Raw genomic sequence first — 24169 nt, 5'->3', positions numbered from 1 at the left:
TGACAGTTATCGGCGACAGTCGCGGAAGGTGGTGCGCAGATGTCGGCAGCGAGCCGCGAGTACGGATTCGCCGAATCCACACCCGCGGCTCGCTTTTCCCTCTCGCCCGGTTCACCCGGCGGTTTCGGTCCAGGTCACCGGCAGGGCGTGGACGCCGTAGATGTTCATATCGGTGCGCAGCCGCACCTCGTCGGCGGGTACCGCGAGCCGCAGCGTCGGAAAGCGGCGGACCAGTCCGGCGAAACCGGCGCGCATCTCGATGCGCGCCAACTGCTGGCCGAGGCATTGGTGGACGCCGTGGCCGAACGATACGAGCCCGCGCGCGGTGCGGTGCAGATCGAGGGTGTCGGGATCGTCGAAACGCTCGGGGTCGCGGTTGGCGGCCAGCAGCGAGACGACGACGGTCGAGCCCTTGCCGATCGTCTCGCCACCGAGCTCGATGTCCTCGGTCGCGTAGCGATAGAAGATGTCGGCCACCGACAGATAGCGCAGCAGTTCCTCGACGGCATCGGGGACCAGGTCCGGATCCTCGCGCAGCGCGGCCAGCTGCTCGGGATGCTCCAGCAGGGCGAAGGTGCCCAGTCCGAGCATGTTGGCCGTGGTCTCGTGACCGGCGAGCAGCAGCAGGAAGGCGATACCGGTGAGCTCGTCGATGCCGAGGTCGTCGTCGCGGGCGAGATCGGACAGGATGTCCTCGCCGGGGTCGGCGCGTTTGCGCGTGACCAGTTCCGCCAGGTAGCCGGTCATGGCGCCGTAGGCGGCCATCTTCTCCTCGAGCTCCTGGTCCTTGAGCATGAATGTGGCGGAGTTGGCCTGGAATTCGTCGCGGTCGGCGTAGGGCACACCGAGCAGTTCGCAGATCACCAGCGAGGGCAACGGCAGTGCGAACTCGGCGACCAGATCGACCGGCGGAGTCAGTTTCGCCATCGCGTCGAGCTGCCGCTCGGTGATCTCGATGATGTGCTCTTCCAGCGATTTCATCCGCCGGACGGTGAACGCGCCGATGAGCTTGCGGCGCAGCCGGGTGTGGTCGGGTGGATCCATCGCGATGAACAGGCCCGGGATCTGCGAGGACGGTTCGGTCGCGGCCGGCATGCCGGGAGTCTCGTACGGCACGTGCACGACGTCGAGGTCCAGCCGCGAGCTGAATCGGGTATCGGCCAGCAGTCGTCGGGTCGCCTCGTAGCCGGTGACCAGCCAGCCCTGATGTCCGTCGGGGAACACCAGGGGACTGACCGGACGCGCCGCACGCAGCCGGCTGATCTCGCGGGGCGGGTCGAAGGGGCCCGCGTCGCGGTCCATGGGCAGGCCGTGCGGGACGGAAACCGTTTCGGTCATCGGATCTTCCTTGTCGTTCTCGTGGTTATCGCGCGAGGGTGATCGCGCCGGAGGGGCACACCTGGACGGCCTCGCCGACGACGGCCTCGTGGCCGGGCTCCGGGGTGCGCAGCAGCACCACCCGGCCGTCGTCGGGATCCTGGTCGAATACGGCGGGAGCGGTCAGTGCGCACATTCCGGCGCCGATACAGCGCTCCCGGTCCACCGTGAGCTTCATGGGGTTCAGGCGGCGGTGGCGTGGCGGATGACGACATTGCCGGAGGAGCTGCGCGCATACACCCGCACGATGTCGGCGTCGTCCTGCGCGCGCTCGACCGGCTGCATCAGGTTCTGCACGGCGCCGTTGCGGGCGTTGACCTCCAGCCGCGCCGCACTGCCAGGACGGATGCCGACCTCCAGCTCGCCCATGGAGGTTTCCAGCCGGAAATCGCCGCGCGTCGCCTCACCGATGCGGATATCGCCCTTGGCGGTCTTCGCGGTCACCGAGTCGAGCGGGCGCTCGACCGTGATGTCGCCCATCGAGACCGTCAGTTCGCAGGCGCCGAGTGCGCCGGCGCCCAGCAGGTGGCCCACGCCGGCGGTGCCGGTCAGCCGGGAGCCGGTGGGCACCTCGATGGTCACCTCGATCGACGGGTTGCCGCCGAACGGGGTGTAGGTCCGCCAGTCCTTCGGAGTCGTCACGGTGAGGGTGCCGTCGGCGAAGTCGACCCGGGTCTGCTCGGCGGCGCGCACGTCGGCCTTCTTGGCCGCGTCGGCGGGCCGGATGTCGACGACGGTGTCGAGGCGGTCGGTGGCGGTGACGGTGACATCACCGGAGAGCACGTCGACGAGGACGGTGATGGGCTCGGGGGTCTGGAAAGTGGTCATGATCGAACTCCTTCGAGTTGGTGCCGCGCTGTTGATGTGACTACCTTCGGCGGCCCCGCTGACAGCGGCCTGACACCGATCTGACACGTCCACTGACACGATGTTCTGCCTGTTCACGGGGGTCGGACCGGATGTCGGACACGTCGGTTCGTCACCGGTGGGGCGCTGGCCCCGGGTACGCGGGCCGGCCACGGCACAATGGTGCGGGTGCAGATCGGGATGCTTGGACCGCTCGAGATCCGAGCAGATGACGGTGGATCCATCGAGATACCGGGTAGCCGGCTGCGGGCGCTGCTGATCGCGCTCGCGCTGGACCCCGGCCGGGCGGTTCCGAAAACGACCCTGGTCGACTGGATCTGGGGCGAGCAGCCACCCGCCGATGCGGCGAATGCCTTGCAGGCCTTGGTTTCCCGGTTGCGCCGGGTGTTGCCGGACGGGTCGCTGGACGCGCAACCGGGCGGATATCGGCTGACGGTGGAGGCCGGCGCGGTCGACGCGGTGCGCTTCGAACAGCTCCTCGACCAGGCACGCGGTGGAGACGACGCGCACCGGGCACAGCTGCTGGGCGAGGCCCTCGAACTGTGGCGCGGGGCGGTGATGCAGGACGTCGGCATCCAGGACAGCGCCGCCGCGGACGCGGTGATCACCCGGCTCTCGGACCTGCGGCTCGCCGCCACCGAAGACCGATACGAAGCGGAGATCCGCCTGGGCCGGGGTGCGGAGCTGGCGGCCGAACTGACCGAACTGGTGGCCCGGCATCCGGTGCGGGAGCGGCTCGTCGCCGCCTTGATGCGGGCACTGGCCGCCGCGGGGCGCGGCGCCGAGGCGCTGATCGTGTACCAGCGCGCGCGGGAGGCTCTCGCCGACACCCTGGGCGTCGATCCGTCCCCGGAACTGTCCGAACTGCACGTCGCACTGCTGCGCGGTGACGCCGGAGCGCGCGACGACGACCGCAAGACGAATCTGCGAGCCGAGCTGACCAGCTTCGTCGGCACCCATGCCGATATCGCCGCCGTCCGCGAACTCATCGCCAACCATCGGCTGACCACCGTCACCGGCCCCGGCGGTTCGGGCAAGACCAGGCTGGCCCTGGAAGTCGCGCGCACCCTGCTCGACGATCTGCCCGACGGGGCCTGGCTGGTGGAGCTGGCATCGGTCGGTGCGAGCGGTGATATCGCGCAATCGGCGCTGGCCGCGCTCGGGCTCCGCGACGCGCTGCTCGGCGGTGTGCCGAACGCGGAACCGATGGACCGGCTGATCGCGGCGATCCGCGAACGCGAAGCGCTGCTGATCCTGGACAACTGCGAGCACGTGATCGAATCCGCGGCCACCTTCGCCCACCGGGTGCTCGGGGAGTGCCGGCAGCTGCGGATCCTGGCGACGACCCGGGAACCGCTCGGCATCACGGGTGAGGCGTTGTGGCAGGTCGAGCCGCTGGCGCTACCGGCCGAGAACGCGGCTGCCGAGGAGATCGCCGCCGCACCGGCCGTCCGGCTGCTGCGGGACCGGGCGGGCGCGGTGCGCAAGGATCTCGGCTCCGATGCCGCCGCACTGGCGGCGATGGCCCGGGTGTGCCGCGCGCTGGACGGGATTCCGCTGGCGATCGAACTGGCCGCGGCCCGGCTGCGCACCATGTCCCTCGATCAGCTCGCGCACCGCCTCGACGACCGCTTCCGCCTGCTCACCGGCGGCAGCCGCACCGCGCTGCCGCAGCACCGCACCCTGCGCGCGGTGGTCGACTGGAGCTGGGAGTTGCTCACCGACGCCGAGCGAACGGTCCTGCGCCGGCTCGCGGTGTTCTCCGGGGGCGCGAGTCTGGAAGCGGCCGAACAGGTTTGCGCGAACGAGCGGTCCGATGCGGTCGAGCCGTGGGAGGTGCTCGACCTGCTGACCGCACTGGCCGATAAATCGCTGCTGCTCATCATCGAGGACGACGGGCCGCGCTATCGGATGCTGGATACGATCGCGCACTACGCGCGCGAGCGGCTCGTGGAATCCGGGGAAGAGGATGCGGTGCGCCGGGCGCATCTGGAGTACTTCACCGGGTTGGCCGACACCGCGGAACCGCGGCTGCGCCGCGCGGATCAGCTGCGGTGGCTCGCCACACTCGAGGTCGAGCACGACAACATCGCCGTCGGCATGCGGGCGGCGCTCGCGGCCGGTGATGCGCCCGGCGCGAGGCGACTCGCGGCGGCCGCCGGCTGGTACTGGTGGCTCGGCGGGCACAAGGCCGAGGGGACGGAGCTGGTCACCGCCGCCGCGGAGCTGCCCGGCGAGGGGGACGACGAGATCCGGGCCCGGGTCTACGCCCTCGTCATACATTTCGTGAGCAGCGGGCGCAACGATCAGTACCAGTTGGAGGAGTGGATCCACCGGACTTCCCGGCTTCGCGGCGACGGTCCCTCCGGCTATCCGCTGCTGGGTTTCGTCGGCGCCCTGGAACGTATGCTGCAGGGCGCCGACGCCCTGCCCACCGCTTTCGAACCGCTGCTCGGCGATGCGGACCCGTGGGTGCGGGCACTGGCCCGCCTGCAGATGGGCAAGATGCGGATCATGCTCGGATGGGACGGGCAGGAGGCCGACGCTTACCTCGAGTCGGCGCTGGCCGAGTTCCGGGCTCTCGGCGAGCGATGGGGTATTTCGTTCGCCCTGACCGAAGTGGCGAACCGGGTCGCCTCCCGCGGTGAATTCGCCCGCGCGGTTGAGCTTTTCGACGAGGCGATCGCGGCGGTGACCGAGGTCGGCGCGAACGAGGATCTGGTCGGGATGCGCTCGCGACAGGCCCAGTTGTATTGGCTGGTAGGTGATTTCGAGGCGAGTGCGGCGGCGTTGGCGGCGGCGCAGCGGCACGCGGACCGGGCGGCCTGGCCGAACGCTGTGGCCGAACTGGCGCTCGCGAAGGCGGAACTGGCCCGATGGAACGGTGATGACGAACAGGCGCGCGAGCATATCGTGGCCGCGACAACCATGTTCGGCGGCGATGCGGATCAGCCCACCATCAGTGCGGTGCTACGCAGCGTGCTCGGCTTCCTCGCCAGCGACCTCGACGATGCCCGCGCACATCACGCCGCCGCCTGTGCGGCGGCATCCGAAGCAGGGCATGCGCCTCTGATCGCGCAGGTTCTCGTCGGTGTCGCGGACCTGGCGCTGCGCGACGGGCAGGACGAGCGGGCCGTGCGACTGCTCGCGGCCGGTACCGAGGTGCGCGGCCTGCACGACCACGCTCAGCCCGATGTGTCCCGAATCGAGCGGTCGGCGCGCGATCGGCTCGGCTCGCGACTGTTCGAGCAGGCGGTAACCGAAGGCGCCCGGGCGAATTGGAGTGAGCTGGCCTCGGCCGTGCTCACCCCGCCCACCGGCTAGCGGCCGGCTGCGGCCCTGCCCGGCTGATCGTCGGCGGGCTACTTCCCGACGGTGGAATTCGCCCAGTCGACAACGGCCGCTTGGTAGTCGGCGGTATTGCGTGCCAAGTTCACCGCGTGACCGCTGCCCGGCAGGACGAAGGTGCGCAGCTTCGCCGCCGGTGCGAAGAACGGAGCCTCGAAGGACCGCAGGGTGGCCGAACTCGCGCAGGTGGCGTAGTCGACGCCGCAGAGCATCCGATCGCGGCTGCCCACGGCGATCATGACCGGCGCGGTGATGAAGTTCGACATACCGGGCAGGGTGGACAGCATCCCGTCCGGATACTCGGTCAGCGAGAAGACCTCTTTGTTCTTCTCGTCGACCGCGAGCACCGCGGGATCGACATCGGCCGGATCGAAGAAATCGTGCACGCGGGTGCCGGGCCGGCTGGCCAGATACCCCGGATCCAGTCCGCGTCCGGCGAATTCGGGATCGTCGGCGGCGGAGTGGTAGGTCGCGATCACACTCAGGGTCTCGGGCACGTTGACCGCATGCGAATATCCGGTCAGCAGAATGCCGTCGACATCGTGGTACTGGGTCGCCTCCATGATGGAGGTGCCGGAGGTCAGGGAATGGCCCACGGTGACGACCTTGCCGAACGGCGCCGCACCACCGATTCCCTGCCGCGCCGCCACGACGATGTCGTGCAGGTTCTGCGCGGTGGCGCCGGCGGTCAGTGTCGCGCTCTGGGGATGTGTGCTCGCGCCGTTGCCGAGCCGATCCACCACGAGTGTCGCGTATCCGGCCGCATTCATCGCCTGCCGGAAATTGTAGGTCTGCGGTTCGTACGGGAAATCCCAATAGGTGCCGTTGAAATTGGATCCCGACATCAGCACCATGACGGTCCGTGCCCCGCCCGCGGGCGTGCACAGAGTGGCGGCCAATCGGCCCTGCGGTACCGCGAACGGAAAGGATCGGCAGGACGCCGGCGCCGACTCGTTGTCCGCGGTGGCCACTCCGGATGCGAAGCAGCACAGCATGATCGCGGCGAATATGGCCCGCGTCCACATCGGGACCCGCATGTGAATCGCTTCCTGTGATGAGATGCCCTGAGATCTGTAATGGCGCACGTTATCCCTCGGCGCCTCGACACGCAACGAGTTCACCGATATCCACCCGGCATCGACGGCCGCGAAATGCCGGGGTAGCACGCCGGAAACACACGCGGCACCGGTTCGGCAGGGGGAAAGGAGTATTCATTACTACGATGCCGATATGGCCGAGCGAGCAGTACATTTCGTTGGTAGTTTTCCGGCCGACGGTACCTACGATGCGATGCGCACGATGCTGCGCGGCGCGGGTCCGCTGTTGCGCACGCTGCCGACCGGTGAGACGCGACGCCACCAGACCTACATTCAGCCCATCATCGACGATCTGGTCGCCCAGGGCGTGCTGGAGGTCCGCCGGACGGGGACCGAGCGGACCATCCATCGGATTCGCCCCGGATTCGAATCGGACGCGGGGGCAACGAGTCCCGGCGCCATGAGTCTCGGCTACGCCCGTGAGGCGCGGGAGGCGCTGCCGATCATCGGCGAGCTCCGCGCGTCCTCGCCGCCCGCCTTGCAGATCGGGATGCCGACCGATTTCACCCTGGGGTTCATCGCCCTGGGCCTGCCCGCGGTGACATCGCGGCGGCGGACGTTCGCCGATGCCACCGCCGCGGAGATGACGGCGGTCCGCGAGATGGCCGGGGACGATGTCGTTGTGCAACTGGAGGCCCCGGCCGAACTGGTGCTCATGGCCAAAACCCAGCCCCTGCATCGTGCGGTGGACGCCGCGCTGGGTTTGAGCAGGGGGATCGGCGCTCTCGCGGCGCGAGCGCCGGAGGGCACCCGATTCGGCGTGCATCTGTGCCTGGGGGGCCGGCGGAACAAGGCCCGGGCCGTGCTGCGCGATGTGCGTCCGCTGGTGGACCTGGCCAATGCCGTGGTCCGGCACTGGCCACGGGGGCGAGCCCTGGAGTACATCCACGGACCGCTGTCGGCGGGCGACATTCCGCCGTCGGACCGGCCCGAATTCTATGCGCCCCTGGCGGATCTGAACCTGGGCGAGCGGACCGCCTTCTGCGCGGGCTTCGTGCACGAGCAGCCCACCGAGGCCCAGCTCCTGCAGACCTTGCGACTGATCGAGGGGGCGCTCGGCCGCCCGGTCGACGCTGTCGCCAGCGCATGCGGCCTCGGCCGCTACTCGCGCGATACGGCCGAGACGCTCATCGCGCGAGCATGCGCGCTCGCCGCGGCGAGCTGACCGGCTACGGCTTGCGGCAGATGCCGCCGATCACCACCATCCGGGTTTCGGGGAGGTCGTCGCCGAGCCAATGCTGGATAGGCGCCACGCCGGGCTCGATCATGTCGAAACCCTTGAAGATCGTCGCCACGTCGGCGCGGGACCGGAAGACGAATTGAGCGGTGCTGCCGACGGTGTCGGTGACGGTCTGGGTCACCCACGTCTCGTCGCTCTCGGTGGCGCCGTGGGTGAAGGCCACGTAGCTGCCCGGCGCCATCACATCGTGGAATCGGGCCATGACCTCGGCCGGCCGCTCGTCCTCCAGGACGAAGTGCAGCACCCCGACGAGCAGGATCGCGATCGGCTCGGACAGATCTATGCCCGCCTCGGTGGGCAGCCGCTCGATGAGGTCGTCGGGATCACGGAAATCACCCAGCATGGTGGTGACACCGGGGACGCCGTTGTACATCGCGTTGGTGTGCGCGAACACGACCGGGTCGTAGTCGATGCACGCCAATCGCACATCGGGATCGACCGCGGTGATCGCCTCGTACACGCTGGGTGAGGTCGGAATCCCGGAACCGATGTCGACGAACTGCCGAATGCCCGCCTCGGCGGCCAGTTTCGCCGAACCGGTGAGGAATTCGCGACTGAACCAGGCGACGGTACGGTTGTCGGGCGCGATGGACAGCATTCGCTGCGCTACGAGCCGATCGGCCTCGTAGTTGTCCTTACCGCCCAACAGATAGTTGTAGATCCGCGCTGCGTTGGGCTTGGTCGGATCCACACCGTTCGGTGCCGGCCTCTCGTCTGCCACTACACCTCCTCGACAGTTTTGCCAGGGTAGCAGCCATGACCCACTCTCCGGGCGGTGAACAGCGATGCCCGGAGCGGGTGGCGAGTCTGCCCTGTGGTTGCTCGGCCACCGCGGCAATTCCGTTGACCCGCAAGACTTCAGCTCGTCGGCGGGGCGCCCCGAATCGCGGACGATATCGCCCGGGTGCGTCCTTCTCGCCGCCGATATCACGCCACCGCGCTCCGGCGATCTGAAAGATATTGTCAGGCAATACTTTTCCTGATTCCGGCGCGAACATCGTGTCGTGTTCGAGATCCGCGCGGGCCGGGCATCTGTTGGTAAGGTCATGCGGGCACGCCCCTCGACGCATGAAGGAGCACAGGGATGGCTGAGATTCTGGTCGCCGAGATCCAGTCGGATGCCCACGCCCGGTCGGGGCGGCAGGATCGATCGAGCGAGAACTTCTCGCTGTCCGGCGTCCCCGAGGGGGTGCAGGAACTTCTCTGGCGAACCGAGCCCGATACCGGTGCGATCAAGTTCAGCGTGATGTCGGATGTCAGAGCCAACTACGACCAGCGGGTGCTGTCCAATGTCGCATCCGGCTCGCGGACCCGCGTTCCGCGCGAGCGGGAGTCGCTGTCGCGCCGGGGCTTCTATATCGCCAACCCGTCCGGCGCGGCGGACGGCGGATTCCTGGTGCGGGTGTACGCCCTGGTTCCCGACTGAGTCGGTTACGGGGGCCGCTGCCGGCGCGATGACATGCGGTGTCAACGGGCCGGACCGGCGCCGATGAGGGTCGGGTAGTCCGCCAGCTCGAGGTTTTTGGAGCCTTCGGCCATTTTCACCATCATGTCCATGCCCTTGGAGCCGAGGAACCAGTTGCGGAACCTCAAGCCCCAGCCGGTTTTCGGGCACAGGAAGCGGCCGGCGTTGGCGTCGTCGGAGAGCTTGGCGGCCTTGTTCATGATGTCGTCGTAGCGAGCGAAGGCGATGGTGTGATCGCCTGCCGCGACGGCGAGCTCACCGGCCAGGACGTAGGCGCCGACCATCGCCAAGCCGGTGCCGAAGCCCGCCAGGGTGTTTCCGTAGCCGGCGTCGCCGACCAGGGCCACCCGGCCGCGGGTGAAGCTCTTCATCTTGCGCACCTTGGCGATGGCGTCGAGATAGAAGTCGTCGAAATCGTCCATCTCGGCGAGCATGCCGGGCACCTGCCAGCCCATTCCGGCGAAGGTCTCCTTGACCAGCCGCCGTTGCGCGGCGACGTCGGCACGGGCGTCATCGATCTGTGGTGCGGCGAACAGATACATCTGCTGCGCTTTCGAGCCGCCGGTGACCGCGTAGCGGCCGGGCGTGTTGTGGCCGTAGGAGGTGATCCGCTCCCGCTGACCGGCCGGGGTGTCGGACCAGGGGCTGGCGCCGGCGACGCAGTAGTAGTGGCCCTGATGCTGGACGAAGTCCTGCTCGGGCCCGAAGACCAGGCGCCGGACCCGGGAGTGGATGCCGTCGGCGCCGACGACCAGATCGAACTCCCGCGGCGCGCTGCGCTCGAATTCCACCCACATCCCGTCATCGGTTTCGGTGAGGGCGGTGATCGAGTCGCCGAAGATGTATTCGCAGTCCTGCCAGGTCTTCTCGTACATGATGCGGGCCAGGTCGCCCCGCTGGATTTCCACATCACCACCGGTGAAATCGCCCGAGATGAACCCGACCTGCTCGCCGTTGTCATCGACGAGGACGGTATCGGTCTTGCCGGTCTGATGGGCGTACACATCCTCGAGGATTCCCATCCGCTCGAGTACGAGGTGGTGGGTTTCGCCGGTGAAGTCGACCGCCTGCCCGCCCGGCCGCAGTTCCGGCGCCTTTTCGACCACGGTGACCTGGAACCCGTAGCGGTTGAGCCAGTAGGCCAGGGCCGGCCCGGCAATGCTCGCGCCGGAGATGAGAACACTGTTGTTGGCCATGATGAATTCCTTTGTCCCTGAGAGCGCTTGCTATCTGCGTCCGCCGTACACAAATTAGCGTATGGCAGACGCAGTTCACTGTCAACCGTTGTCTCCGCGACCCCGCGCCGCGGCGCGGCGACAATGCCGAAGTCGGTCGCGCTGTCGGCCGCCGTGCGACCCGATATCCGAATGCCGGCCGATCGCGATGTCCGCGTCAGGGTGACCCTGGGTGTTCGAGCGGTGAGCTGGTTGTCGAAGCCGAATCCCAGTTATGAGCTAGTGATTCCGTCGACGACGGTGATTTCGACGTCTGCTGCCGGCGCGGCGGTTCACCCATGATGCCGGTCGCCAGGGTTCGGCTCCGACTGGTTCGTTTGCGCCGTGGTGCAGGCTCTCCGGTATTTCGTGGAGCGAAACGGCGTCCGGGGTGTGCTGGGCTGCGATACATTGACTCGATGTCCGAGCTGATTGCGGTTGCAGTGGTCGCGACATTCGTTGCGGTCGCTCTACTGATCCGCAAACGCAACTGTGCCGACGCCGCGGCTGAGCGTGAGTCCGACTGGTCAACCGGTTGAGTTGGGCCGTGTACGCGCACGGGAGCTCCGGACGCGTGAAATAGTTTCGCCGGAACACGATCCACTACCCAGGGGCTTCGGCAGTTCACGGGAATGCAGAGCGACCTATGTGGTGAGGACGAGGGGCAGGGTCGCGGTGTAGGCGGCGAGCAGCAGTGCCGCTTCGATGGTGGTGAGCCGCAGGTCGCGTCGCAGTAGGAGCCAGGCCAGGGCCGCGGTGGCGAGCATGGTGAGCGCGAGGGCGGGGCGGATCGGGACGGTGTGCGCGGGGCCGGTGAACAAGCCGACGATGCCGCCGCCGATGAGGCTGTTGAATAGGTTGCTGCCGAAGATATTTCCGATGAGCAGGTCGGTTTCTCCGCGGCGGCGGGCTTGGATGGCGGCGACGAGTTCGGGGATGGAAGTACCGAAGGCGACGAGGGTGGCGCCGATGATCAGCTGGGGGACACCGAAGCGGGTGGCGATGGCTGCCGCGCTGGTTACGAGTAGTTGTGCGCCTATCAGTACTGCCGCCAATCCGGCTGCTGTTCGGATGATTTCACGTGCGGCGCGAACCGGCGCGGCCGGGGCCGTGGTTTCGGCGGCGGTGAACTCGGTGGTTTGTTCGGCGAGCGCGGTATCGGTGCGGTCTGTGCGGGCCCAGTACATGAGCAGAGCGATCGCACCCGCGCCGAGCAGACACAGCATCAGGCCGGTCCACAGGTTCAATCCGATGGTGATCGTGGTGGCGAAGACGCCAACGCAGACGGTGGAAACGGTGACTTCGCGGTTGACGACGGTAGATGTGGCGGTGATGGTGCCGAATAGTGCGGCGACGCCGAGCACCAGGGTGATGTTGAGGATGTTGGAGCCGACAAGGTTACCAGCGGCGATGCCGGCGTTGCCGCTCGCCGCCGCGGTCCCGGAGACGACGAATTCCGGTGCGGAGGTGCCCAACCCGATGACGACGACGCCGACGATGGCCGGTGGCAATCGCATCAGCCGTGCCAGTCGCGCGGCGCCGAGGACGAGGTGATCCGCTGCGAGTGGGAGGATGATCAAACCGGCCGCTCCACCGAGAACCTGAACGAGCAGACGACCCTCCAACCCTCCGCGGGCTCATTCGTGGCCGCCCGCTGCGGGAATTCATGGTAACGATCCCTGCGCTGAAGGTGTTGCGGGCCCGGCGTTGAGCACGCGTCGGTGCCACCGTCGCCCGGTCGTTCGGTCCCGTTGCCCGCGAATCGACCCGCCACCCGGAGGCGGCGGGCCGGTCGGGCTCTGGTCAGGCGAGGTCGCGGGAGTTGAATCGGTAGGCGCCAGCGGAGACCAGCACGATCGAGGTCGCGGCGAGGACGCCGATTCCGGTCCATCCGAAGCCGTTGCGCAGAGGTTGGCCTTCGATGTAGTAGTGAAACGGCGACAGGTAGGCGGCCCAGCCGTCGCCGATCTGGGCGGCGAATGTGTGCGCGGCATAGGCGGCGACACCGACCACGGCGGTGACCGCGAAGACTACCCCCCGGCGTCCTGACGCGGCGCCGATGCCGGCGGCCAAGGCGCCGAAGGTGACGATCAGCAGCACCACATGCACACACTGCGCGGCAAACTGTGCTGGGCTGATCGTGGTCAGGTCGGCGGGGCCGCGAAGAGCGAGCATCGCCAGCCACAGGACGAGGCCGACGCCGGTGGCGGCGGCCACGAGGGCGGCGATGCGCTGCACGATCAGTGAGGTACGGGTGACGGGGTGGGCCAGTAGCAGATCGAGCGTGCCGCACTCTTCGTCGGCCGCGGTGACGCGGGCGCCGAGCGCGGCCCCGAAGAACATCGCCAGCAGCGGCACGATCAGCCCGAAGACGGTGGATCCGAGGTAGCCGGGCGCGGAGGCGACGTCGTTCATGTTCAGTGCGTCGCGCAGGCTATCGGGCAGGTTTTCGGTTTGGGCAGCGCCATTTTTGGCCATCTGCGGGTAGAAGGCGGAGTACATGGCGGCCGCGGCGGTGATTCCCGCAGTCCAGCCGAGCAGGCTGCGGCGGTTGCTCCGCAGGGTCTTGGTGAATACGACGGTGCGCGCGGTTGCCATCGCGGGTTCGATCATGGCGGTGGTGGTGACCGTGGTCATGTCCGATGTGTCCTTATGGGAGAGGGGGAGTGGTATCGAGCGGGGTGTCTACGCCTGATGAGGCCCGCGTGGTTACGCAAGCTGCCTCCTTCGGCCCGGCTCATCAGGCGGTGGGCTGGGGTGCCGCTTCGGCGCCGGCGTAGTGGCTGTGGAAGATCTCGTCGAGGTGGGGTTCGGTCGTGTGCAGCGCGGTGACCGTGTGGCGGGCGGCGGCTTTGACGATCGCGTCGGGGGTTCCGGTCAGTCCGCCGCGCAGGGTGGTGCCGGTGTCGTCGAGTGCCGGGTCGATCAGGCCGGGGAGGTTGCGGAATTCTTCGATGGATACCGGTGCGGCGAAGTCGATTTCGATGCGGCCGATGGCCGCGGTTCGCAGGTCGGCGACGGCGTCGAGGGCGACGAGGTGTCCGTCGCGCAGGATGCCGATGCGGTCGGCGACGGCTTCGACCTCTTCCATGATGTGGCTGGACATGAAGACGGTCTGTCCGTTGGCGGCGGCTTCGGTGACCAGTTTCAGGAAGGTTTGCTGGACGAGGGGGTCGAGTCCGGAAGTGGGTTCGTCGAGGATCAGCAGCTCGGGGGTGTGCATGAATGCCTGCACGAGCCCGACCTTCTGGCGGTTGCCCTTGGACAGGCTGTTGATCGTGGCGGTCTGGTCCAGCCCGAGACGGGTAGCGAGGTCGTCGATGCGGCGCCGGGGGATACCGCCGCGCAGATCCGCCAGGAACCGCAGGCAGTCGCGTACTCGCTGGCGGCCGTCGACGACAAAATCGCCTGCGAGGTAACCGATCCGGCGTCGGATCTCGACACCGTCGCGCCGCGGGTCGAGCCCGAGGACGGTGGCGGTGCCGGAGGTGGGACGGATCAGGTCCAGCAAAAGCCGGATGGTGGTGGATTTGCCGGCGCCGTTGGGGCCCAGATATCCGAACACCTCGCCGGCGTGGACGTCGAGGGTCAGTCCCGTCAGGCCCCGGCGTGCGCCGTAGGTCTTGCTGAGGTCTCGGATCTCGATGGCATTACTCATGACTCACAGAGTAGCGAATATTCAGAGATTTGTGAATATTCAGAACTATCGGATCCTTCTGTATGGTGGTGTTGTGACTACCGAGCAGCGACTTCGTGATGCGGCCGAGCGGCTGGCCTTGACTCTGGCGCAGGGCGGGATGCAGAAGACGACGGCGCGGGTGATGACCGCGCTGCTGTATACCGAGCAGGACACGATGACAGCGGCCGATCTGTGTGAGCAACTGTCGATCAGTTCCGGTGCGGTATCGGCCGCGATCAAACAGTTGACGCAGTCGGGGATGGTAGAGCGGGTGCCGGCGCCGGGCAGCCGTCGGGAGCACTATCGCTTTCCCAATGGCGTGTGGGCGAACTTGTTCTCGCAACAGAATGTCATGTTGAAAGTTATGCAGGACGCCGCTCAGGACGGTCTCGACGCGGTCGCCGACAACACCCCGACCGCTGTCAGGCTTGGTGAGATGCAGGGCTTCTACGCCTACATGGCACATGAGATGCCGGCACTCATCGAACGTTGGCGCGAACAACAGGGATAGGGAATTTCCGGGGCGGTCCGACGTCACCGAGTCGAGGGCCGGCGTCAGGTCGGTTCGCGGGCCCAGCCCGTTGGCCGTGGCGCACACCGTGCGTACCGCGCAGAACAGGCCACGCGACCGCCCCCGTCCGACGACGATCGGCGGGCTCAGCGGTGCAGCCGCAGTTCGACCATCGGTATGCTGGGAGCCGTTTCGTCGATCTCGGCGCCGAAGGTGTTCTCGAGCGCGGGCTTCAACGCGTTCCAAGCACGGTGGTGACGCGTGATGTAGGTCCGCAGCGACCCCGCGGCCTCTTCTGAACTCAGCACCCGTGCGGCAGCCGGTACCGCCGCGCGCAGCCCGGTCCATACCCGCCCCGACGGGTGGGACTGCAAATTTCGAAACCACTGTGCCCGGGTTCCGAAGCCGGAGACCACCACGTAAGTGTCCGGCTCGGGACGGTCGATCACCTCCAGGACAACGTATCGGCGAGTGCCGGACTTGCGGCCGATGTGTTCGAGCATCAGCATGCGTGATCCGAACAGGAATCCGAGTCGCGCCCGATACAGATGAATGGGCGTGCGCATGAGCCGCCGATTGTGGAGGGCTTTCGTAGCCCCGGTAACGAGGACGTCGCCGATTGCGGCGGGCACTGTCGACATTTTCGACATGACTGACCTTTCACGAAAGAAGTTATCACGCTGAGGATTTCGTACGTCCGGCTGTATCGTCCGGATCGGTCGCGCCGGTCGCCAGACCGCGCCGGTAGATCGACAACACCTCGATGCCCCACCGCTGCATGCCGTGCGTCGACAATAGTTCGAATCCGAGCACCTCGTTGAGTCGTGGCCGCAACATCAGCACGGCGAGATCATTGACGAGCAGAAAGGCGGCTCGAACCGCGGGATCCGGTCCGCGTTCGGCCCAGCCTGCCGCGGCCATACCGTCGAGTGCCTCGCGGCTGATCGCGTACAGGCGAGCGAAAAGCGCTGTCCCGGCCGCGCTTCCCGACAACAGCATGCGCCCGAGGTACGCAGGAACCGGCGAGTCGGCCGGAAGCTGTTCGATCACCAGCTCCGCCAGACTCCCTGCCCGTCCGGTATCGAACGCGCCATCGGCGCCCGGATCGGTGACCTGGTCCAGCAGGGATTCGAACACCGTGACGACATACTCGTCCACGACAGCGCGCAACCCATCCTTGGACTGGTAGTGACGCATCACCAGAGCGGGCGATACCGAGGCCGCGCCGGCGATATCGCGGACCGTCACCACATCCGGCCCGCGGTCGGCGAACAGGCGCAGTGCTTCGTCGCGAATCCTCGCTCGCGCCGTACGATCTTCATCGGGTGAACGCATGTTTACTATAGTAAACATGCGTTCATCTCTTGTCACGCCAACGGGGCGGACCGAGCAGGCGGGGGAGAGGTAAAGCGTGTCGCCGAGGCCTTTGCCCGAACCGGGCGATGTCCAGGACGGCGATGGCGGGTGCCGGCGCGTGGAGCGTATATATCGGTGGCCGGCGGCGATGCGCCGCTGAGTCCGGCGAGACGAGCAGCAGTCGAATCTTGCTTTGCGCCACAGGTTTTGGCTGCATAGCGGGTGGTCGTAGATCTCGTGCCGAGTCAGGACATCGTGATGGGAAAGATGCGGTCGAGGTGGTCGTGGAGCACAGCGAGGGCGTAGTCGGGGTCGCGATGCCCGGCCAGCACGGCGGTGCCCAGGCCATTGACCATCATGACCAGCCGGGTCGCCTCGAAGAGTGGATCGAGACCAGGTGCGAGGTCGCCGTTGTCGCGGGCGCGGGTAAGCGCGTGGGCGAGCTGATCTTCGAGGCGGTCGATCCCGGCCGCGAACGGGTGTGCGGCGAGGTCGGGGTCGGTGCGGGCGAGCATCGCGTACGAGGTGCCGACCAGGTGAAACGCGCGGCTGGGCTCGTCGGTCGGCAGTGCTTCGGCCACGAACGCCTCCATGAATGCCCGCGTGGGCGGGGGATCCGCCAGCCCGCTGAGCCGGTCGGCCCACCGCTGCCGGGACTGCTGTTCCAGATGCTCCAGCGCGCCGATCAGCAGGCCGGTCTTGGTCTGGAAGTAGTACTGCACCAAGCGCAGTGATATCCCGGCCTCGGCGGCGACCGACCGCATCGACACCGCATGCAGGCCGTCCCGGGTCGCTACCCGGACCAGTGCCTCCGCGATCTGCGCGCGACGTGTGGTGTGGTCGGCAGTCCTGGGCACCTCGGCATTCCTTCCCGCTCGAAATTTTGATACAAGTGTATACGGTACACATGTATCAGTATCAGTATTGGTGGGAGGTGGGCGGTGGATCCGGCGGCCGCAAACCGCACGGGGACCCGCCGTGGCGGGCTGAAGGCGTTGCTGGCGGTGGTGTGCGCGGCGCAGTTCATGGTGGTGCTGGACGTGTCGGTGGTGAACGTGGCGTTGCCGTCGATCCGGGGCGGGCTGGGGTTCGCCGACACCGGGCTGCAGTGGGTGATCAATGCCTACGCGCTGACCTTCGCCGGGCTGCTGCTGCTCGGCGGGCGGGTGGCGGATCTGTTCGGGCGCCGCCGGGTGTTCCTGGCCGGGCTCGGGGTGTTCACCGCGGCGAGCCTGGCCGGCGGACTCGCGATGTCACCAGGCATGCTGGTGGCGGCCCGGGTCGCGCAGGGCGTGGGGGCTGCGGTGCTGGCTCCGGCAACACTGACGCTGCTGACCACCTCCGTCGACGAAGGCCCGCAGCGCACAAGGGCACTGGCGGTGTGGACGGCAGTCGGACTGGCCGGAGGCACGGCGGGCAATCTACTCGGCGGCGTGCTGACGGAGTTCCTGTCGTGGCGGTCGACCCTGCTGATCAATATCCCCATCGGCCTGCTCGCCTGGGCGTGGTCACTGCGAGTCGTGCCCGCCGATACCGGCCGTGACAGCCGGGAGCCGCTGGATGTGGCCGGGGCGGTGCTGGCCACGGCCGGGCTCGGCGGGCTGGCGTTCGGGGTCGCGCAAGCGGCGGTCGGCGGCTGGACGGCGCCGCAAACCGTGGCCGGGATCGGTGCCGGACTGGTGCTGCTGGCCGGGTTCGTGGCAGTGGAGGCGAAGGTCGCGGTGCCGCTGATTCCGTTGCGGCTGTTGCGGATTCGGTCGGTCGGAGTGGGGAACGTGGTGATGCTGTTGGCAGGGGCGTGCCTGAATCCGATGTGGTACTTCCTGACCCTGGGCATGCAGAACGTCCTCGGATACAGCCCGCTGCGGGCCGGGCTGGCGTTCCTGCCCCACACCCTGGTCACCATCCTGGTCGGTACCCGGGTCACGCCGTGGCTGATGCGCTACGCCGACACCCGGCTGGTCATCGCCGCCGGAAGCGTGCTCGCCGCGGCCGGGTTCTGGTGGCAGAGCCATCTGACCCCTGGCACGGGGTATGTGTCCGGGATCCTCGGCCCCGCCATCGTTTTCAGCATCGGCAGCGGGCTGCTGAACACCCCGGTCACGACCGCGGTCACCGCCGGTGTCGACCCCCGCGAAGCGGGCGCGGCGTCGGGATTGATGAACACGACCAAACAGATCGGCGGCGCCCTCGGCCTCGCCGTCCTGGTCACCCTGGCCGTCCCCGCCAGCACCGGCACTGCAACGGTCGCACATGCCTACGGGCGGGCATTCGTGGCGATGGCCGCTGTCATGCTGGTCGTCGCCGCGCTGACATGGCTGCTCCCAGGCCGACGTGACCGCGCATAATCTATCGCTGCACAACTGTCCTCTGGATCAGTTCATCGGTGGGTGTGGGCGGCGAGGAGATCGGACCCTGCCGTGATCTACCCACCGCCGCCGACCCGGTAGTCACGAACCCGACGCCCGTGCTCGCGACAGCCGTATATCGGGCATTTGCCGTGGCCGGCGCGTGACGCCGATCGCGCTCGCCGACGGCCGAACAATATGATTCGACGATCGGCGCATATGTCGTGACAACGGGTAGAACGGATGCAGCGGAGGAGGTGACCGTGACGAAGACCGAGACCGCCGCGGCACGCGACATCGATGAGCTGACCGATGCGTTGCTGACGGCTTCTCGCCTGCTGGTGGCGATGTCGGCCCGCTCTATCGCGGCGGTCGACGACTCGATCACGATTCCGCAGTTTCGCACGTTGGTCATTCTCTCGAGCCGTGGTCCGTCGAATGTCGCGACGCTGGCCGGTTTGCTCAATGTGCAGCCGTCCACGGCCACCCGCATGGTGGACCGCCTGGTCACCGGCGGTCTTTTGGACCGGCGGACCAATCCGAACTCGCGCCGCGAGCAGATCGTCGCGCTGACCGAGCGCGGCCGGCAAGTGGTCGACACCGCCACCGCTTACCGGCGCAACGAGATCGCCGCCGTGGCCGCCAAGATGCCCGTCGCCGACCGGGCGGGTTTGGTGCGGGCGCTGACGGCGTTCACCGCGGCCGGCGGTGAACCGCCTCCGGGCGACGATATCGAGGGCTATCAGCTCTAGCGCCGGAGGCGGGACCGCTCGGCCCGCGTCGTCATGGGAGTGGCACGGTCATGGGAGTGGCACGGCACCGTGTGCCACCGCCGGCTGTGCCGCTCGGGTCGGGTCGACGGTGTTCGAGCCGTGCACGGCGCCGAGTACGGCGCTGTGGGTGAGCCAGCCGATGACGGTGTCGCCGGCACCGTTCACGACCGGGACCCCGGTGCCCGGTTGTCCGGTCAGTGCGTCGAGAGCGGTTGCGAGCGTGCTGGTTTCGGTGATCGTGGGTGGCAGCACCGCCAGATCGGCGACGGTGGTGTCGGCGGATTCGGTATCTGCCAGGGTTTCGGCCACCGCCGCGGCGCTGACGCAACCGCGATATCGGCCGTCCGCGCTGATGATCGGCACCATCGCGTGCGCCGATGTCCAGACGACGCGACTGGCGTCGTCGATCCTGGTGTCGTCCGCGATCGGTTCCGGACACGGCTCCATCACCTCCGTGACCAGGATGCGGTCGAGCCGTCCGGCCGGACCAGCATGTGCCGCATCGAGATCCACGCCGCGGCGCGTGAGTTTGAGGGTGTAGATCGTCTCCTTCGACAGCACCCGGGAGGTGCCGGTGGCGATGACCACGGCCAGCATGAGCGGCAGGATGATCGAATACTCACCGGTCAGCTCGAACAGGATGAGCACCGCGGTGATGGCCGCCCGTGTCGAACCCGCGAACGCGGCGCCCATGCCGATCAGCCCATACATCCCCGGCGCCGCGGTCGCGGTGGGGAACAGGTGGTGGACCACGACACCGAATGCGGTGCCGCCCATCGCGCCGATGAACAGCGACGGTGCGAACACCCCGCCCGAGCCGCCGATGCCTATCGTGAGGCTTGTCGCGAGCATTTTGCCGACCATCAGGACAGTCAGCATCCAGAGCGCATAGTGCCCGCCGATGGCATTGCCGAGCACCGGGTAGCCGACGCCGTACATCTGCGGCAGCACCAGCAGCACGCCACCCAGCAGCAGTCCGCCGGCGGCGGGCCGCAGCCACTCCGGCCCGCGCCAGGCCCAATCGCAGAGATCCTCGATGCGGTACAGCACATGGGTGAAGCCGACACCGATCGCGCCGACCACCACGCCGAGCAGAGCGAAAGCACCGTATTCCCAACCCGAATGCAGGCTGAACGCGGGCAGGTCCAGAAACGGCTCGTTGCCGAGGGCGGCGCGGCCGATCACGCTCGCGGTGACGCTGGACAACACCACCGCGCCGAAGGACTCGGCGGCGAAGTCGCGCAGGATCAGCTCCATCGCGAAAAACGGCCCGGCGATGGGCGCGTTGAACGTCGCGGCGATACCGCCGGCTGCACCGCACGCGACGAGAATTCGCAAGCGCCGCTCCGGCATTCGAGTAAACCGCCCGATACTCGACCCCCACGCCGAACCGATCTGCACGATCGGCCCCTCGCGGCCCACCGAACCCCCACCGCCGATACACAACGCCGAGGCGAGCGCCTTCACGACGGTCACCTGCGGCGGAATCCGCCCACCCCGCTCGGCCACGGCATACATGACCTCGGGCACACCGTGCCCCCGCGCCTCGGGCGCGAACCGATATACCAGCGGCCCGTAGATCAGCCCCGCTACCACCGGAGCCAGCACCACGAACCACGGCCCGAGGAAGGGCACATGCGAATTCAACACGCGCCCGGCGGTCGAATAGTCCTCATGCCCGGACAAGATCTTGGTGAAAGTCGTTATCAGCCAGCGAAAGACGATCGCACCACCGCCGGCGCCCGCGCCGATCGCCAACGCGAGCACCACCAGACCGCCGCGACTTTCCCGCAGCCACTCCCGCCACGGCGTCGGCCGCGGCAGCGGCAGCGACCACCACCGGTCACTCGGCGCCTCCGAGGGTCTCACAACCATGCCGACCACCCTCGAACGAATCCAAAACCATGCACAGTGCAACAATTGTAGAGTGCTCGTATTTGGAGATCGACAGTGACCGGCATGCAGGGCGTTCCCGCACCCACCGCGGCAACGATCTTCGGCACCTGGACGTGGTCGCCGATCGTGGACGTGCTCGTGGTGGCCGCGGCGGCCGGCTACCTCCATCTGGTGTGGCGGGCGGCGCGACGTGGGCTGCGGTGGCCGCTGCTGCGCACAATGTCCTGGCTGGTCGCACTGACACTGGTGATCGTCGCGGTCGACAGTGCCCTCGCGACGTACTCGCACGCACTGTTCTCGGTGCACATGGTGGTGCACCTGCTGCTGATCATGGTCATTCCCGCCCTGCTGGTGTGGGCAGAGCCGATTCGCCTTCTGCGCGACGCCGCCGGATCCGGCACCGCCGCGGCGATCGACCGGATCCGAGCGAGCCGCGCCTTCCTGATCGCGGTGTCGGCGAAGTTCACCGTGCCGCTCTACAGTGCCGTGTTGCTGCTCACCCACCTCACCGGATTCCAGCAGGCGATGTCGACGCACATGTGGATCCACGACAGCGAACTCGTGCTCTACCTGGTCACCGGATACCTGTTGCTGCTGCCCCTGGCCGGTGACGAACTGACCGTCGACCCGAAGTGGCCATTCGCGCTGCGCTTCGTGGTGCTCGCCATCTGCGTCGGACCGGACACCCTGGTCGGTGTCACGCTGATGATGTCGTCGACCGTGCTCGCTCCCGCCTACGCCGCCTCCCGCGACTGGGGGCCGGAAGCGCTGGCCGACCAGAACCTGGCCGGGATCATCATGTGGCTCGGCGGCGACGGGCTGATGATGCTGATCATGATCGCCGTTGCGGGCCAATGGATTCGCCTCGGCGACCGCGACACCGGGCTGGGCCCCTGGCTCGACGGCATCCGTCACCGCGCGCTCCTCGGCAGCGGCGCCCTCGACTCCGACGTCGACCACGAACAAGCCGCCCTCGACGCCTACAACGCGCGCTTGGCGCACATGAACGGCCCGCCTCCGCGCCCGAGGCCGGATGCTCGCGCCCACGGCGCCGGTCGTACCGCGGTCGCGCCCCCCGTCGATCCCGAAGCAACCGCGGCATCGCCGCGCGACACCCCCCGCGCCGATCGCGAGGAGTCACAATGACACCGGTACCACGATGGCGCACGGTGTGGGTTGTCACCGCACTGTGCGCGTGTCTCGCACTATCCTCCCCGCGCCGCGAATATCGCAGGCGCGCACCATGATACGAACCGTGGCGCGGTGTCTCCGGACCCGCCGCGATCGGACGATACCGTTCCGGTCACGCTCGCCATGACGCCGTGGCTGATCTGGAAACCGTGGCGCGACACCCGATTGCCCTACTCCCAGCGATGGGGGTCGGCCGAGGTCTCCGACGACACCGTCTCGGGGGTTCAGCCACACCCCCACCGACTCGTCCGAGTCGGTGTCTACCCACCTGCAAGGAGGTCGAGTTGGGTTTCGGACAACGAAAGATCATCGCGCTCGTGTTCGCGCTGATCGCTGTGGCCGCGGTGGGCGCATGCGGCAGCACACCGAGTCCGCCCACGAGCGGTCCGCAGCCGCTGATCAACCCGCCGCCGGGCCCGGTCGTCATCGGCACCCGGAACATCGCCGGTCTGGGCCCGGTACTCGTCGACGGGCGCGGCTACACCCTCTACATATTCCCGACCGACACCGATCGTTCGACCAGCTGCAGTGATGCCTGCCTGGGCAGCTGGCCGCCGGTCACGGTCCCCGCCGACGAAAACCCGCGCGCCGGCAACGGGGTGCAGCAGAAACTCTTGGGAACGATCCCCGGTCCGTACGGCAAGAAGATCGCCACCTACGCCGGGCGACCGCTGTATGCCTACGCGGGCGATGTCGAGCCGGGACAGGACAACGGTCAGGGACTCAACCTGAACGGAGATTCCTGGTTCGTCATCAACCCGGACGGTAAGGCGCTCGTCCCGCCCGACCAGCAGGGCGTCATGCCCGACGGCACGTATCTCGTCACCGGCCCGCCGCCGGCCACGCGGCCGATGCCCGGGATGGGCCCAGACTCGCCGGCAATGCCGAACACGAACGGAGGACACCGGTGACCGACCACGCTGAGACCGACACCGCCACGCCGGAAGATGACCATCGTTCGCCGCGCCTGGGCCGTCCCGCGATGAACCGGCGAGCGATGTTGCTCGGCGGTGTCGGAATCGGCGGACTGGCCGTCGGGGCCGGTGTCGCCGTCGGCGCGCAGCATGCCCTCGCCGCCCGACCGGCGGCCCCGGTCGTCCCGGCCACCGAGGAGCTGATGACCGACCACGGCCTCCTCAAGCGAATCCTGTTGATCTACCGCGAATGTGGCCGACGCCTGACCACCGGCGATCAACTCGACCCGGCGCCACTGTTCCATGCCGCGCAAATGGTCCACTCCTACATCGAGGACTTCCACGAAGGCATCGAAGAGGGCTACATCTTCCCTCGCCTGCTGCGGGCCGGAAAACTCCGCGACACCGTCCGCAACCTGCTGATCCAGCACGACGTCGGACGCAAGATCACCATCGCCATCATCCGATCGACAACCACCATGGACATGCCCGGAATGGGCTCGGCACCCGGATTGGCCACCGCCGGCAGCCGGGCAGACCTCGCCCGCACACTCGACCAATTCATCACCATGTACGAACCCCACGAGGCCCGCGAGGACACCGTCGTCTTCCCGGCTTTCCGGGACGTGACCGCCGACGGCAACACCTTCGAACAGGTCTCGCACCAGATCGCGGAAGCGCAGCAGAAACGATTCGGCGACCACGGTGTCTCCGGCTACCTCGACCAGATCGCGGATATCGAACGACAACTCGGCATCTATGACCTCGCCACCTTCACTCCACCGATACCCACCTGATCCCGGCCTTCGGCCGACCGGCATCCCCTGCATGCCGCATGATGAAGACGCCGATTCCGCCCGCCGGATCGCTCGTGCCCGGCCAGCCGGACGCGG

The 24169-nt window shown here is 67.8% G+C and carries 22 protein-coding genes; 9 read left to right on the top strand and 13 right to left on the bottom strand.

What is annotated here, in order from left to right; all coding sequences use genetic code 11:
• Positions 1 to 111 precede the first annotated feature (111 nt).
• From LKD76_RS28220 to LKD76_RS28210, 3 genes are read right to left on the bottom strand one after another with little or no spacing between them, the layout of a single operon-like run.
• The gene (locus tag LKD76_RS28220; protein ID WP_227984426.1) at positions 112 to 1338 is read right to left on the bottom strand and encodes a cytochrome P450; all 1227 of its coding nucleotides are present in this window, start codon (positions 1336 to 1338) and stop codon (positions 112 to 114) included.
• A gap of 25 nt (positions 1339 to 1363) precedes the next feature.
• Positions 1364 to 1555, bottom strand: a complete 192-nt coding sequence (locus LKD76_RS28215; protein ID WP_227984425.1) for a ferredoxin — start codon at positions 1553 to 1555, stop codon at positions 1364 to 1366.
• Between the two features lie 5 nt (positions 1556 to 1560).
• Positions 1561 to 2205: a DUF4097 family beta strand repeat-containing protein gene (locus LKD76_RS28210; protein ID WP_227984424.1), complete on the bottom strand. Its 645-nt coding sequence runs from the start codon at positions 2203 to 2205 to the stop codon at positions 1561 to 1563.
• 207 nt (positions 2206 to 2412) lie between these two features.
• Between LKD76_RS28210 and LKD76_RS28205 the strand changes: the two genes are divergently transcribed.
• Positions 2413 to 5568, top strand: coding sequence for an ATP-binding protein (locus LKD76_RS28205; RefSeq protein ID WP_479687482.1), 3156 nt, complete (start codon positions 2413 to 2415; stop codon positions 5566 to 5568).
• Positions 5569 to 5606: 38 nt separating this feature from the next.
• On the opposite strand, the gene LKD76_RS28200 is transcribed toward LKD76_RS28205, so the two are convergent.
• Positions 5607 to 6629 carry an alpha/beta fold hydrolase gene (locus LKD76_RS28200; RefSeq protein ID WP_227984422.1) on the bottom strand — a complete coding sequence of 341 codons (1023 nt, stop codon included), beginning with the start codon at positions 6627 to 6629 and terminating at the stop codon, positions 5607 to 5609.
• Between the two features lie 193 nt (positions 6630 to 6822).
• Here LKD76_RS28200 and LKD76_RS28195 point away from each other — a divergent pair, with 193 nt between their 5' ends.
• Positions 6823 to 7854 carry a hypothetical protein gene (locus LKD76_RS28195; RefSeq protein WP_227984421.1) on the top strand — a complete coding sequence of 344 codons (1032 nt, stop codon included), beginning with the start codon at positions 6823 to 6825 and terminating at the stop codon, positions 7852 to 7854.
• Between the two features lie 4 nt (positions 7855 to 7858).
• Here LKD76_RS28195 and LKD76_RS28190 read toward each other — a convergent pair whose 3' ends face one another.
• Positions 7859 to 8650: an SAM-dependent methyltransferase gene (locus LKD76_RS28190; protein WP_227984420.1), complete on the bottom strand. Its 792-nt coding sequence runs from the start codon at positions 8648 to 8650 to the stop codon at positions 7859 to 7861.
• 363 nt (positions 8651 to 9013) lie between these two features.
• On the opposite strand from LKD76_RS28190, the gene LKD76_RS28185 reads away from it, so the two are divergent.
• The gene (locus LKD76_RS28185) at positions 9014 to 9355 is read left to right on the top strand and encodes a hypothetical protein (RefSeq protein ID WP_227984419.1); all 342 of its coding nucleotides are present in this window, start codon (positions 9014 to 9016) and stop codon (positions 9353 to 9355) included.
• 41 nt (positions 9356 to 9396) lie between these two features.
• On the opposite strand, the gene LKD76_RS28180 is transcribed toward LKD76_RS28185, so the two are convergent.
• The 4 genes from LKD76_RS28180 to LKD76_RS28165 all read right to left on the bottom strand — a co-directional run bounded on the left by LKD76_RS28180 (position 9397) and on the right by LKD76_RS28165 (position 14266).
• Positions 9397 to 10590 (bottom strand): FAD-dependent monooxygenase, encoded by a 1194-nt coding sequence (locus tag LKD76_RS28180; RefSeq protein WP_227984418.1) that lies wholly within the window; start codon positions 10588 to 10590, stop codon positions 9397 to 9399.
• A 662-nt stretch (positions 10591 to 11252) separates the two neighbouring features.
• Positions 11253 to 12233 (bottom strand): sodium:calcium antiporter, encoded by a 981-nt coding sequence (locus LKD76_RS28175; RefSeq protein ID WP_227984417.1) that lies wholly within the window; start codon positions 12231 to 12233, stop codon positions 11253 to 11255.
• A gap of 178 nt (positions 12234 to 12411) precedes the next feature.
• Positions 12412 to 13245 (bottom strand): ABC transporter permease subunit, encoded by an 834-nt coding sequence (locus LKD76_RS28170; protein WP_227984416.1) that lies wholly within the window; start codon positions 13243 to 13245, stop codon positions 12412 to 12414.
• A gap of 103 nt (positions 13246 to 13348) precedes the next feature.
• Positions 13349 to 14266 carry an ABC transporter ATP-binding protein gene (locus LKD76_RS28165; RefSeq protein WP_227984415.1) on the bottom strand — a complete coding sequence of 306 codons (918 nt, stop codon included), beginning with the start codon at positions 14264 to 14266 and terminating at the stop codon, positions 13349 to 13351.
• Positions 14267 to 14339: 73 nt separating this feature from the next.
• Here LKD76_RS28165 and LKD76_RS28160 point away from each other — a divergent pair, with 73 nt between their 5' ends.
• The gene (locus LKD76_RS28160) at positions 14340 to 14798 is read left to right on the top strand and encodes a GbsR/MarR family transcriptional regulator (protein ID WP_227984414.1); all 459 of its coding nucleotides are present in this window, start codon (positions 14340 to 14342) and stop codon (positions 14796 to 14798) included.
• A 146-nt stretch (positions 14799 to 14944) separates the two neighbouring features.
• On the opposite strand, the gene LKD76_RS28155 is transcribed toward LKD76_RS28160, so the two are convergent.
• The 3 genes from LKD76_RS28155 to LKD76_RS28145 all read right to left on the bottom strand — a co-directional run bounded on the left by LKD76_RS28155 (position 14945) and on the right by LKD76_RS28145 (position 17011).
• Complete coding sequence (locus LKD76_RS28155; protein WP_227984413.1) at positions 14945 to 15364, bottom strand: nitroreductase family deazaflavin-dependent oxidoreductase; 420 nt, start codon at positions 15362 to 15364, stop codon at positions 14945 to 14947.
• Between the two features lie 109 nt (positions 15365 to 15473).
• Entirely contained in the window at positions 15474 to 16133 is a 660-nt protein-coding gene (locus LKD76_RS28150) for a TetR/AcrR family transcriptional regulator (RefSeq protein WP_227984412.1), read from the bottom strand.
• Positions 16134 to 16399: 266 nt separating this feature from the next.
• Entirely contained in the window at positions 16400 to 17011 is a 612-nt protein-coding gene (locus LKD76_RS28145) for a TetR/AcrR family transcriptional regulator (RefSeq protein WP_227984411.1), read from the bottom strand.
• 84 nt (positions 17012 to 17095) lie between these two features.
• On the opposite strand from LKD76_RS28145, the gene LKD76_RS28140 reads away from it, so the two are divergent.
• Together LKD76_RS28140 and LKD76_RS28135 are read left to right on the top strand one after the other, a co-directional pair.
• A complete protein-coding gene (locus LKD76_RS28140) occupies positions 17096 to 18502 on the top strand; it encodes an MFS transporter (RefSeq protein WP_227984410.1) in 1407 nt (468 codons plus the stop codon).
• Between the two features lie 263 nt (positions 18503 to 18765).
• A complete protein-coding gene (locus LKD76_RS28135; RefSeq protein WP_227984409.1) occupies positions 18766 to 19254 on the top strand; it encodes a MarR family winged helix-turn-helix transcriptional regulator in 489 nt (162 codons plus the stop codon).
• Between the two features lie 48 nt (positions 19255 to 19302).
• Here LKD76_RS28135 and LKD76_RS28130 read toward each other — a convergent pair whose 3' ends face one another.
• Entirely contained in the window at positions 19303 to 21150 is a 1848-nt protein-coding gene (locus tag LKD76_RS28130; protein WP_227984408.1) for a chloride channel protein, read from the bottom strand.
• An 84-nt stretch (positions 21151 to 21234) separates the two neighbouring features.
• Here LKD76_RS28130 and LKD76_RS28125 point away from each other — a divergent pair, with 84 nt between their 5' ends.
• The 3 genes from LKD76_RS28125 to LKD76_RS28115 all read left to right on the top strand — a co-directional run bounded on the left by LKD76_RS28125 (position 21235) and on the right by LKD76_RS28115 (position 24073).
• Complete coding sequence (locus LKD76_RS28125; protein ID WP_227985435.1) at positions 21235 to 22317, top strand: cytochrome c oxidase assembly protein; 1083 nt, start codon at positions 21235 to 21237, stop codon at positions 22315 to 22317.
• A gap of 329 nt (positions 22318 to 22646) precedes the next feature.
• Positions 22647 to 23273: a COG4315 family predicted lipoprotein gene (locus LKD76_RS28120; protein WP_227984407.1), complete on the top strand. Its 627-nt coding sequence runs from the start codon at positions 22647 to 22649 to the stop codon at positions 23271 to 23273.
• Positions 23270 to 24073: a hemerythrin domain-containing protein gene (locus tag LKD76_RS28115; RefSeq protein ID WP_227984406.1), complete on the top strand. Its 804-nt coding sequence runs from the start codon at positions 23270 to 23272 to the stop codon at positions 24071 to 24073. The genes LKD76_RS28120 and LKD76_RS28115 overlap by 4 nt, the downstream gene beginning before the upstream one ends.
• The last annotated feature ends 96 nt before the right edge of the window (positions 24074 to 24169 follow it).

The sequence above is a fragment of the Nocardia spumae genome, from assembly GCF_020733635.1.
Taxonomy (GTDB): domain Bacteria; phylum Actinomycetota; class Actinomycetes; order Mycobacteriales; family Mycobacteriaceae; genus Nocardia; species Nocardia spumae.
Note: the sequence above shows the minus strand (reverse complement) of the source record. Positions and strands in the feature narration are given on the sequence as shown.